This is a genomic window from Parabacteroides leei, from assembly GCF_023369805.1.
GTDB classification, from domain to species: domain Bacteria; phylum Bacteroidota; class Bacteroidia; order Bacteroidales; family Tannerellaceae; genus Parabacteroides; species Parabacteroides leei.
In genome coordinates, this window is sequence record NZ_JAMBQG010000022.1 from 29831 (window position 1) to 42925 (window position 13095).

A 13095-nucleotide genomic window follows, 5' to 3' on the forward strand; every position below is an offset into this window, starting at 1 on the left:
ATATGAAAAAGAATTTATTATATATCCTCGGTTCCGCTATACTGACGTGCTCGCTGGCAAGTTGCGACGAATGGCTGGGCAATACGGAACCTTCCGACTTCCTGACCGGCGACCAGGTATGGAACGACAACACGATGGTGCAGGGTGTTTTGGCTAATCTGTACAACGAAGTGCCTAACAACGGTACGCTCGACGATGACGTTAACTTCTCCCTCTACGACGATTTTATGTGGTGCGGATTGATGAATCAGGACGTGGAAACGGCCCGTAACCAGATGGTAGCTTATGCTTACGATGTTTTCCGTTATTATAATTACGAATACATTTATAAGATCAACCAGGCGATCGAATCGTTGAAAACATCTACGTTGCCGGAAGCCGATGTGGCTGTGTACGACGGGGAATTCCGCTTCCTGCGTGCCTATACTTATTTCCAGATGTGTATCCGCATGGGTGGTGTGCCTTTGGTTACATCTACGCAGGTGTATACGCCGGGCATGGATATTGCTGAACTTCAAACGCCGCGTTCCACCGAAGCGGAAGTATACGATTATGTATATAACGAATGTATGGCAATTAAAGAAGTTCTGGCAGCCAACAATGGTATCAAGTATGTTTCACGTGCCAACAAATACACGGCTTTGGCTCTAGCCAGTCGTTCTATGTTGTACGCCGGTTCTATTGCTAAGTATAATGCAGCCATGAGTAATCCGGTTCGTTCGGATTTGCAGGACGGCGTGGTTGGTATGAGTGGGCAGAATGCAAGCGGATTTTATGAAAAGGCGTTAGCTTGTGCGGAAGAGATCATCACCGGTGGCGTGTTCCGTCTGCAAGGAGTGGATAATCCTTCTGCGGATGAATTTTATAAGGCTGTCAGTATCAAGGATGGCAACACGGAAGTGCTTTGGAGCAAGGATTATTCAGCCAGCAAGTTCCATACCTTTTCATTTGCCAATATTGCGCAGTCGATGAATGAAGACAATGACAATGGATCGGATCTTTGCCCGACTTTGCAGTTGGTGGAGTCATACTATAGACTGGACGGAGCCACTGCTCGCCTGGCCGATAAGGATGCCAACGGTAACTATATAGCTTACGATAACCGTTCCGATATCTTTACCGGTCGCGACTATCGTTTGCAAGGAACCTGCCTGCTTCCCGAACAAGAATTTAAAGGGGCACACTTAGATGTTCAGGCCGGTGTAGCTGTTTATCAGAATGGATCGTATCTGTTTGTCGACGGTTCGGAACCTAACTCCACTTATGAAGCTGCCGATAACCATCCGAATGCGGACGGCGGTACTTTCATTGGTAAAGACGGCCCGCTGAACCGTGCCACTTATACCAATACCGGTTTCAACCTGCGTAAATATGTGGATGCAACCGTCGGTTCATCCGCCCGTGGTCAGGGTTCGTATATCTGGTGGGCGTATTTCCGGATGGGAGAGGTCTATCTGAATGCGGCTGAAGCGGCGATGGAACTGGGACAGACAGGCAAGGCGCTGCAATATGCGAACGCCATACGCCAGCGTGCCGGTTTTGGTGCCGACTCATGGACGACAGCCGACCTGACGATCGACAACCTGTTGCACGAACGCCGTTGCGAACTGGCTCTCGAAGATCACCGCTGGTGGGATATGAAACGTCTGCGTAAAGCACATACCTTATGGAACGGTGTGCAGTCCGAGAACACGATGTTGTATGCCCTTTATCCTTACCGGGTGATCGGTGGTGCGAACGACGGCAAGTATATCTTCGTACGTAAGATAGCCCCGCGCTTCAAGGCTCCGCGTAACTTCCGCGTGGGTAACTACTATACTTCATTTGAACAGGATGTCTTGAACAAGAATCTGAAACTGGTACAAAATCCGAACTACAACTAATTAAAGATGACAATACATATGAAAAAGATAGCTTTATTCCTATTCGCAGCCTTGGCTGCCGTATTCACCTCCTGCGAATACGACAACTTCGATGCCCCGAACACAACGCTGACCGGACGAGTGGTTTACGACGGACAGCCTGTCAACGTAAAGAACAACCAGGTGAGTTTCCGCCTCTACGAACCGGGTTGGGAACTGTCGGCCAGCACTTATCTGACGGTGCAGGTGGCACAGGACGGTACGTTCAGTGCCAGCGTTTACACCGGCAAAACGTATAAATTGATCCGTGTCGAGAATGTCGGCCCGTGGACGAACCCGACGGCTTCCGACACCATCACGGTGGAGAATTGCCGTAGCGGGGAGACGGTAGATATTCCGGTCACTCCTTATTATCTGTTGGAGAATACTGCTATAACCTGCAACAACAAGGTGGTTTCGGCTACTTGCAACGTACATGAAATCACCGGGGGTAAGACGATCGAGTTCGTTGGCCTTTACGCCGGCCGCAATGTGATTGTGGACGACACCTACAATTTCGGATCGGGTACCGGCTCGGTTACTACACCGGCCCAGGCTGGTAATCCGGTTTCACTGAGTCTCGACTTAAGTAGTTTGTCTGTCAACTCGACATCCGGCTCTTTGCCTTCAAGCGGATTTATCTATGCCCGTATGGGGTTGAAGATAGAGGGGATCGATGCGATGGTTTATACGGAACCGTTTAAGGTTTCGATTTAAGCAATTGGGAGATTAGCAATTGCCCCCATAAGGTTCGTCAGAAAAAGACACCTTATGGGGGCAATACTTATTTGAATAAAACCTTTACCTATTTACAATCTTACTTTGAATCGTTCGTTGCCAATCAGAACAAAATAGATACCAGCTGGAAGTTGAACACTGTAATTTTCACCGGCGTTGAGGTTACGTAATGTTTGCAGCTTTCCTTCAGCCGAATAAACATATATTTTTCCTGTAACAGTCGTTTGAATATGCAAAATACCATTCTCCGCCCATACTTTGGACTGGCTTGTTTCAATTGTTTCATTGCTTACCGGATCGGGATTTTTCACAACATCGTTGATAAATATCTCAAGAGACTGACGCACATACTTTATAATATAAGCACCATCGCTATCGCGGGGCGTGATAGTTTCACCCTGGTCAGTCGTTACAACCGGAGTAGACAGGTTATAGTCTTTACTTAGTGTGAGATAGAAACGAAAACTCCCCCATGCCTCTACTTCATATTCTCCGGCGACAGGATCGGTCGTTGCCCCTTCTACTGTCGGTAGGGTAACATTGTAATAGACTGTTGCAGGAGGTGTCGGAGGTGTTATTCCCTTGAATGTGGCAGCAAAGGTGACTTCGCTTTCCGGCATCGTATATGTGCTGTTGTTGCTGAGCGTTGCTGTCTGACCTCCTTTTGGGCTGACAGTGATCGACTCCAGTGTGTAGCCGGAAGCCGGAACTCCGCTGACTGTGAGCACCGTTTTGTCTGCAACCTTATCCTGATCGCTGACGGTGATGTCGGCACCAGCTTTAAGAACCAGCTTGTTGCCGTTGCCTGGGTTGGATACGGTCACAAGATAGGTTTTTTGAAGTGCGGTTCCTGCGCTTGTCTCGGCTGTTGCACCTTCTTTCACGACAACGGTTCCTGTGTTTGCCATGCCGGAGGTGATCAGTTTTGTGTCTGTTTCAGAAACCAGGGAGGCAGTGGCATTCACTTTGATACCTTTGTCGCTGTCGGAGGTGGTGTTGGTTGCTGTGATTTCGGTAGAGGCTCCGGTGATTGTCAGGCTACCGTTATTCACGATACCATACTGGTTGGCTTCTCCGGTTTTCACCTCTAAGCTTCCACTGAAAGAAACTCTTGCTCCGCTGTTGATTGTCAGGGCTGGGGCGGTCGTTGTTGTAGAATTAATCTTTACGCTCTCGAACGTCAATGCGCCCTGTGCTGTGGCATCGATTAATACACGTTTTGTATCAGCCAGCGTATTTTGAATCGTGCCATTGAAAGAGATCGGAGTGGCAGGGGCTCTTGTTAGAATTTCTTTGGTGTATTTCCAGATATCACCTTCTTTCGAGATGGTGATATCTGCATCTTTACCATTTAAGTCTAACGGCAGTATCTCAAACTCACCATGAAAGGAGGCGTTGGCCGAGAGGGTGAGTGCTGATCCGCTTGTAATGGTTGTTTCGCCGTTTTTAAGGGTTGCAGTGATACCTTCATCGTTTGGTGTAATTTCCGGAGTAATAGACGCATTAGTCGGAACCTGGTCGCCATCTTCCAGCATCACGTCCTTTGAGTCATATTGATCCCACTTTACGGAAACAGTTCCTACACCTTCTGTTTTAGGAGCAGTAATGTTTACAGTATAGAGTGTTTCATCATCTTTCTTCAGGCGGTAAGTGTGACCAGCTTTGTAAATAGGAATAGTGACGGGACTGTTGTTTTCCATTTTCACATAACCTGCGAAAGTTGTTGTTGGCTGTGTTTCAGTTACTATAAGAGGCTTGTTTGGCGATAAAGCACCAGAAGATAGAGAATGAACGAATATATTAGTTCCTACCAGTTTTCCGCTACCACTAATATTTATAGGATGATCCTCCATAATTGTAAATCCATATAGATTATAAACAAACGGCTCTACAAACTTCGGCTCATTGAATTTTACGATTGAGTTTTCGAGAACAAGGTTTGATACTGCATATATACCAGGCAATGTATACGGATCATTTTCGCTACCCAGGTTTTTAACTGTCAATGTGCAAGCCTTATATTCGCTTCCGAAACTTTCGTTTCCGGATCTGATGAAATTTTTTACAACTCCACCTTCTATCGTAATGTTCATTGTTCCGGTAACAGCAATAGAACCATTTTGATCTTGCCCTCTGGCAGCACCAACGGCTTGAATTGTTCCACCTTTAATAAGTAGATTTACGTTTCCTCCGACTAAACCTGTAGCCATATTATAATTGTAACCGCTGGCATATACATATTGTATATCTCCACCTTCGATTGTTACATCCGTGTTGCCTGTTACTTTAGAGTAAAGCCCTCCTCCATAGATATTTGCGTTTTTACTACCTGAAGCGACACTTTTTATTACTACTTTGGTAGAACCAACTTTACCTTTGTCTCCATTATCTTTGTCCTGGCCAAATCCACCTCCATAGATGCTACCACCGCTATAGGTACCTGGTTCAAGTTCGTCAGGATCTATTTTTGCGTTATTCACCACAATGGAGGAAAGACTGGTTACGATACCTGTAAAACCTCCTGCAAATATGTTTTCTTTGAATGTACCTCCGTTAAGGATAACTTCTGTGCTGCCACAAGTTCCGCTGTCGGAACCTCCGAAAAGATTATGATTGATCATCGTGTTTTCACCGGAAATAGTCAGCTTGGCAGTGTTGGTAACGTTGCTAGCTTCGCCTCCTCCGTAAATCCATCCGGTTGTTCCTCCTGACATATTTACTATGGTGTTGCCGCATGTTCCTTCATAACCACCTCCAAAGATGGAACCATTAATTGTTCCTCCGGTTACTGTTATTGTTGATGTGCCGATGACGTTGCCAGTACTTCCACTTCCTCCTGTTACCCAGCCGAACTGACCGCTTTTGATGGTGATGTTTGTATTCTCTACATCGCTAGTATTGTCCGTACCACCCCAGATATTTCGGATACCGGTAAATTCGTTATTATTACCATATTTAGTAATACACTCTACTCCTTCATCAAATGTCAGTGCATATCCATTCGCTGCAATCTGCGATATCTGAAGCGTAATATTCTTAAAAGTCATTGGTGCTAACATCTGAATTCGTGTGAGATTACCCTCGTCATTGACATAGGCAAAATTAACGCCTGCTGTAGTACCGCTAATTGTGCAAGGCTTGTCTGGCATTGTTTTAGCATCTATTACATGATTCAGTAATACGATATCAAAGTTTGCCTCCGATGATTGGTTGATCGCTGTTACTGCATCCGCCCAAGTTGCATATTCTGTTTCATTAACAGAAACGGCATTCCCTGTGCCTCTTGTCATAAGGGGCATAGTTGGTTTTTGAGGAGAGCTGACATGTGTGGCGGAGCTACTACTAGAGGGTGCTCCTCCTCCCATATTTCGGTTCTGTGCTCCAACCGTCTGATGTCCGGTCAGGCATAATGCAGACAGTATCACCATGATTGCGTGTGCCGTCATACTCTTTAAGTACTTCTTTTTCATACGTTGTTATAATTAAATTGATAATAAAAGATTCCTGTTTTTGTTACGATGATCGTTACAGCGGCTTTATGATGATCGTAACAGAGGGGTTACGATGGTCGTAAGTTACCTATTACGATGTCCGTAACCTCTCGTTTATGGTTGTCGTAAATGTAGAGGCTATTCTATCACCGGACGATCGTCTTCATTGTCCACTGTCAACTTATAGGGGAAGCGATTGCGGCGTACCTCTTTGAGCACTGTTTTGCTGTTGCCTCCATATTGGGAGGCTATCTCCAGATAGTAGCTGCCATTTGCCAATGTGGGGATAGTGAAGGAGAAGAACGACGGGTCATTGCGAGAAACAGCTGTTTTGGATACGGCCGTTTCAGTGTCATTATCTGCATTAATGAAAAAGAAGCCGACGGTTTTACCTTCGGTTCCTACTATTTTGATGCGTTTGCCTTCACCGTTGAGGTTGCCACCCGGGGTGATTTGTGAGTTTACCTTTTCGGTCACTATGTCGATCACGCGGGTGATTGTCGGTAGATTTTCTTCTACGCCGGAGACGATTACATTGATCTTTTTCAAGTCTTCGCGAAACTCGGCACGCTGTGAGCTACGGATGTTTACACTGTTCTCTTCGGGATTGAATGCGGCTTTCGGACCGATAAAGGGACCATCTACACCGAGGGAGTTGTTCGTAAAACCAAATTCTACAGTAGAAGCTGAGTATAATTCTGTCTTTGCCTGATCCAGTAAATCGTTGTAAGCACTCTCAAGTTCGGAGGCGGAGAACTTGCTTCCTGATTGGGCAGCAAGTTTACAAAGGTCTTTTACGGTGCGATTCGCTAAATAGGTTACGTTGAAAGTGAAGTCGTCTTCTCGTTCCGTCAGATAGTTCGGTACTAATAGGCCGGCTATGCTGCGCATTTTTGGGGTTGTTGTTGCCATGATTATTAATTTTAGTTTAGTTCGTTTAGAACTATGGTGTTTTCTGGGAAATCAAGGGGTAGAAATGTTTGCCTAATAGAGTATGGTATGAATTAAAAACAAAAGATGTACTTGATTGTATCTCTTATTGCTACCAAGATGGAAGATAAGTGATTTAATTAGATGGTAAAAAGTATATGAAATCTTGTTTGTTAAGTGATAGTGATTATCTTTGCACTGTTTAAACCATAGTTCTAAACGAACTCCATACAGTCTTTTCCATTCATTAGACCATCATTCATAAGACATGTTTTATAACTATCATTTTTTCATTCCCGACAGGTGGTAATCTCTTATGTATAGTGTATATTTGTCATTTAAAAGAATCCTGACGAATATGAACCACATTCATACATCTAAAAACGTATATCTGCTACTGTTTCTTTTCTTTCTTCTGTGTGTCAAGGGGCATGCCGAGTTAAATCCCGAAGCCTATAATTTCTCCTACCTGACGTCCGACAACGGCCTGGCCCAGAATACGGTCGATTATATTTATAAAGACACCCGCGGCTTCATGTGGTTCGCCACTTGGAACGGGCTGAACCGTTTCGACGGTTACGAATTTGTCCGCTACGATACCCGTTCGGGGAAAAATTCCCTCAACAGTCTTTTCGTCCGCACCCTTATCGAGGACGATCGCCATAACCTTTGGGTCGGCACCGAAGAAGGTGTCAATGTGATCGACCTCAATACCGGCGAAGTTCGCAATTACGATTACTCCCGTTTCGCCTCCAATCCCCTGTTTTCATCCGCTATCAATGCCTTTGCGAAGGATGATGACGGCCGGATATGGGTCGGTTTCAACAAAGGCCTGGCCATCGTCACGCTGAATGAACTGGGTGATCCGGAGGCCATCGAAATGATCCGAGAAGGACAAGGTGAAGACGTGAAAGCCCTCTGCCGCGATGATGAAGGCACCGTCTGGGTCGGCTACGGGAACGGCACGGTCTGCATGGTAAAGAAACTGTCGGAAAACTCTTTCCAACTGGCCCCTGTCTCTTTCCGGCAACCCGCTTCGCCTGTCGAAGAGATTCTGTCCCTCTGTCCCGACGGCGACACGATATGGGTGGGGACTGCAACCGGCCTGCTTTGCTACAATAAAAAAACGGCCCGGAGTCGTTTCTACACCAACGACCCTTCCGACCCTCGCTCGCTTATCCAGGATTATGTCATGGACCTCATTCCTGACAAGGACAATAACATCATCATAGCCACCTACAAAGGCCTTTGTATCTATCAAAAGTCGACCGACGATTTCCTGCAAATAGCCAGCGACCCGGAAAGGGTCAACGGGCTGAACAATAATTTCATCAATTCCCTTTTCCTCGACCCCGGCGGAATCCTCTGGATCGGAACCGAAAAAGGGGGAGTGAATAAGATGATCCGTAAAGAGGTCATGTTCGAACTCTACCACCACGACCGCAAACAGCCAGCCTCGCTTTCCGCCAACCCCGTCAACGCCATCTACGAAGACAGCCGTCATACCCTCTGGGTCGGCACCGTCGAAGGGGGATTGAACAAACGGAACCCGGATAAAAAGACCTTCACCCATTTCCGGCACGAACGCGGCCGTGCGTCCTCCCTGTCGCACGATGCCGTCTGCTTCATCACCGAGGGTGACGGATATCTCTGGATCGCCACTTGGGGAGGAGGTGTCAACCGGATGAAACTGACCGACGAAGGACGTTTCGACCCGGCCGCTGCCTTTGTCGACGAGGGCACGTTCGCCAGCGCCTTTATCTCCTGGATAGAGTACGACGATGTCCTGAACGGCCTGTGGGTAGCCACGCCGAAAGGCCTCGACTATTACGATATTGCCGGCCGCAAGGTGATAAACGTATTAAGCTCCTTCGAACCCGACGGCCGGCCGACTCCCGTGTCGGGCATCTGCCTCGACAGTTCCCGCCGCCTGTGGATCGGGACTGAACGCGGCCTCCACTGTTTCGATCTCAACCGCTCGGACGTCAAGCTGGGTCGCATGGTCTCGGAACGTTGCCGCGTGATGTCCTCCGAACGCAAACTTCCCTGCAACGAAAAGGTGAACTGCATCTTCGAAGCCGCCGACCAAACCATCTGGATCGGGACCTACGGCAACGGCCTTTTCCGTCTGGCCGGCCGCGAAGACAATCGTTACGTCTTCCGCAATTACGACACCGATACGGGCCTGTCGGACAACGTAATTTATGGCATAGAAGAAGACCGGCAGGGAACGCTCTGGCTGAGTACCAACCGCGGCCTGTCGAGTTTCAGCCCGGAGAAGGAGCGTGCCACGGCCTATTACGTCACCGACGGCCTGCCGAATAACCAGTTCTATTGGGTCGCTTCGGAGCATACCTCGGAGGGGAAGATAATGTTCGGTAATGTAGGCGGTGTCGTGGCATTCGACCCGGTGGTCAGCCAGCCCGACACCTCCGGTCTGGCAGTCACGATCGTGGGCGGACGTCTCTACAACGAGCCGGTCAATCCGCGTGCCCTGTCCGATGTCTGGCGACTGCGCGAACAGGATAAGTCCATCTCCGTTGAGTTCGCTTCCTTATATTATATCTCGTCCGAAAAGATACGCTACGCTTACCGCCTGGAAGGTTTCGATACGGACTGGATCGAGGTGGAGGCAAACCGCCGCTTTGCCAGTTATACGAACCTTCCTGCCGGGAAATATGTCTTTCAGGTGAAATGTACGAATCCTGCCGGCGAATGGTCCGATAAAATAACGGAAATGAAAATCCAGGTCGTCCCGCCTTTCTATAAAGAGAAGTGGTTTCTGGCCGCCATGCTGGTCATCGTGACCCTGTTGGTCTACTACTTCAACGAAATGCGCATCAACAACCTTCGCCGTCAGAAAGACGAACTCGAACAGAAGGTGGAAGAAAGAACCCGGCAGATCGCTGCCCAGAAAGATGAGATACTCGCCCGTACAAAAGACCTGGAAGAGTCGGACCGCCAACTTCAACAGGCCACGCAGGACAAGATCAACTTCTTTACCAACATCACCCACGAATTCCGTACCCCGTTGACCCTGATTCTCGGCCCCATCGAACAGGCCTTGACCCTGAGCCGGAACCCGAAGGTGATCGACCAGCTGACCCTGGTACGGAAGAACTCGAAATACCTGCTCTCCCTCGTCAACCAGCTGATGGATTTTCGTAAAGCGGACGCCGGAAGTATGAAGGTGAACAAGACGCCGGGCAACTTCACTGACTTTATCGAGTCGATCGTCCTGCCTTTCAAGCCTCTCGCTCAATCACGCAACATACGGATCGACGAAGGATACCGGATCGCGCAGCCCTGTTTCAGTTTCGATCCCGACTTGATACAAAAGATCCTGGTCAATCTCCTGTCGAACGCCGTCAAGTTCACTCCTGACAACGGATATATCCGTTTATCGGCTGCTTTACTCGACAATAAAGCAGCCGATAAACGGCAACCGGTCTGCAAATATCTTTATATCTCGGTAGGGGATACCGGAGCCGGCATTCCGGATGACGTAAAGGAGCTGGTTTTCGAACGTTTCTATCAGGCGGACAACCGGAACACATACCCGGTCTACGGTCAAAGCGATACGGGTATCGGCCTCTTCCTCTGTAAGCAGATCGTGGAGCTACTGAACGGTTCCATCCGGATAAAAGACAACCCGTTGGGCGGAACGACCTTCCGCATCTTATTGCCTCTGTCGGCCGAAGAGATGGATGTAGAGATCAACAGTGAATATTACGTATCCCCGGAAGTCTACGACCGCTCCGTCGAAACCGAAGAAGAGTCCGACCCTGTCGACCGGGACAAGCCTCTGCTCCTGGTTGCCGAGGACAATCCCGATATGCGTGCTTTCATCAAGTCGATCCTGGACGACCGGTTTACCGTCATCGAAGCCTCCAACGGCGAATCGGCCCTGAAAAAGACGCTCAAATATCTGCCCGATTTCATCCTGTCCGATATAATGATGCCTGTTATGGATGGCCTTGAATTCTGTAAAAAGGTGAAGAACAACTTTACCACTTCCCACATCCCGGTCTTGCTGCTTACGGCTAAGACCTCGACGGATGTCCGTATCGAAGGATACAAAGTGGGAGCGGACGGTTATATCGCCAAGCCTTTTGATGCGGAGTTGCTCGTCGCCCGTATCAACAACATGCTCGAAAGCAAGAACCGCCTGCATAAGGCTTTCGGAAGCAGCCTCGACGTAAAGACGCTCGATATCCGGGAAGAGTCGCAAGACCGTAAATTCCTCGACAAGCTGATGGAAGTGATACAGGAAAACTACCAGGATGCCACCTTCGATGTGGCGGAACTGATAGAGAAGATGCACGTAAGCAAAAGCCTGCTTCATAAAAAACTGCAATCGCTGGTCGGGCAGTCTGCCGTAAAAGTCATTCGTTCCTACCGTCTTACGAAAGCGAAAGAACTGATGGAGTCGAAAGAGAGTGTGCAGGTTTCTATCTCTGAAGTGGCTTACGAGGTTGGCTTCAATGATCCGAAATACTTCACCCGTTGCTTTACCAGGCATTACGGTATGCCCCCGAGCGAGTTTTTGGGGAACTGATTGTTTCAGGCAGCTTTTGTATGGTGATAAGGAAAATATCCTTACATTTGTCTTCGAAATATTATGAACGTTAATTAAAATAACATGCAAAACACAAACTCTTCTTCTAAGGGGTATCTATTTCCCCTGGTGGTAATCGGCATCCTGTTCTTTATGATCGGATTCGCCCTCGGTATTAACGGATTGATCATTCCGTTCCTGCGTACAGCCTTGGATCTGACAACAGCAGAATCTTATCTGGTATTGGCTGCAACCTTCTCTACCTTTATTATCTTCGGATATCCAAGTGGATTGGTGATTAAAGCGATCGGATATAAGAAGACGATGATCCTTTCTTTCCTGTTCTTTGCTGTGGGATTGTATTTGTTTATTCCTTCGGCAGAAAACCAGAGCTTCGCCATGTTCCTGTTGGCCTCTTTCATTAGTGGTATCGGTAATACCATGTTGCAGGCAGCAGTAAATCCCTACATCACGATCTTAGGCCCGTTGGATAGCGCGGCTACCCGTATGAGTATGATGGGGATCGCCAATAAGGCAGCCTGGGCGATCGCTCCGATCTTCCTGGGTATCTTCCTGAACCTGGGTGATGTGAAATTGGAAGATATCAAACTTCCGTTCTACTTCATTTCCGGTATCTTTGTATTGCTGGGTATTCTGGTCGCTTTCGTTCCGCTGCCTGAAGTAAAAGCCGAAGGTGAAGACGAAAACGATGAGGCTGCAGCTTCCTCGTATGCCGCTAATAAGACAAGCATCTGGCAGTTCCCGCACTTACTTCTTGGCTTGGTTTCACTCCTGTTTTACGTGGGTGTAGAAACTTTGGCGATGGCTAGTATTGTAGACTATGCTACCTCTTTAAACTTGCCCGATCCGCAGGTGTATACTTCTTACACGGTGATTGGTATGGTGATCGGTTATCTGGTCGGCGTATTCTTTATCCCTAAATATATTTCACAGGAACGGGCGATGTTTATCTGCGCGATTATCGGTCTGATCAGTTCTTTACTGATCGTTCTGACTCCGATGAATATATCGATCTGGTTCGTGGCTGTTTTAGGTTTGGCCAACTCGTTGATGTGGCCGGCTTTGTGGCCGATGGCAATGAAAGACCTGGGTAAATTTACCAAGACGGGTTCTTCTTTGTTGGTTATGGCAATCGTGGGTGGAGCCGTATTCCCGCTGTTGTTCGGTTGGCTGGCTGACGAATTTGGAAATATGCAGCAGGCTTACTGGATCTGTTTCCCGGCTTACCTGATGATTTTCTATTATGCTTTGAGTGGACACAAGATCCGCGTTTAAGCCGAATAAGATACCTTATTTACGCGGGGCTTGATTTATTCTACCCGTGAATACAGAGGGGATAAAGGAGGTTTTTACAGCCCCTTTATCCCCTTTTTATTAAGGAATACAGAAAATTTCAGGAAAAAGCCGTACATTTGTCTTAGTTTCTTGTTTATTGGGTATAGTATATAACTAAAAA

General features: G+C 47.7%; 6 protein-coding genes. 4 read left to right on the forward strand and 2 right to left on the reverse strand.

What is annotated here, in order from left to right; genetic code table 11:
• The first annotated feature begins 2 nt into the window (after nt 1–2).
• Nucleotides 3–1883: a RagB/SusD family nutrient uptake outer membrane protein gene (locus M1P97_RS22270; protein WP_195373577.1), complete on the forward strand. Its 1881-nt coding sequence runs from the start codon at nt 3–5 to the stop codon at nt 1881–1883.
• A gap of 18 nt (nt 1884–1901) precedes the next feature.
• Nucleotides 1902–2618: a DUF3823 domain-containing protein gene (locus tag M1P97_RS22275; RefSeq protein ID WP_195373575.1), complete on the forward strand. Its 717-nt coding sequence runs from the start codon at nt 1902–1904 to the stop codon at nt 2616–2618.
• Nucleotides 2619–2710: 92 nt separating this feature from the next.
• On the opposite strand, the gene M1P97_RS22280 is transcribed toward M1P97_RS22275, so the two are convergent.
• Together M1P97_RS22280 and M1P97_RS22285 are read right to left on the reverse strand one after the other, a co-directional pair.
• Complete coding sequence (locus tag M1P97_RS22280; protein ID WP_249390244.1) at nt 2711–6109, reverse strand: InlB B-repeat-containing protein; 3399 nt, start codon at nt 6107–6109, stop codon at nt 2711–2713.
• A 159-nt stretch (nt 6110–6268) separates the two neighbouring features.
• Complete coding sequence (locus tag M1P97_RS22285; protein WP_249390245.1) at nt 6269–7042, reverse strand: DUF4469 domain-containing protein; 774 nt, start codon at nt 7040–7042, stop codon at nt 6269–6271.
• Nucleotides 7043–7418: 376 nt separating this feature from the next.
• Between M1P97_RS22285 and M1P97_RS22290 the strand changes: the two genes are divergently transcribed.
• Both M1P97_RS22290 and gluP read left to right on the forward strand, forming a co-directional pair.
• The gene (locus M1P97_RS22290; RefSeq protein WP_249390246.1) at nt 7419–11618 is read left to right on the forward strand and encodes a hybrid sensor histidine kinase/response regulator transcription factor; all 4200 of its coding nucleotides are present in this window, start codon (nt 7419–7421) and stop codon (nt 11616–11618) included.
• 84 nt (nt 11619–11702) lie between these two features.
• Nucleotides 11703–12914, forward strand: a complete 1212-nt coding sequence (gene gluP / locus M1P97_RS22295) for a glucose/galactose MFS transporter (protein ID WP_195373567.1) — start codon at nt 11703–11705, stop codon at nt 12912–12914.
• Nucleotides 12915–13095: the final 181 nt, after the last annotated feature.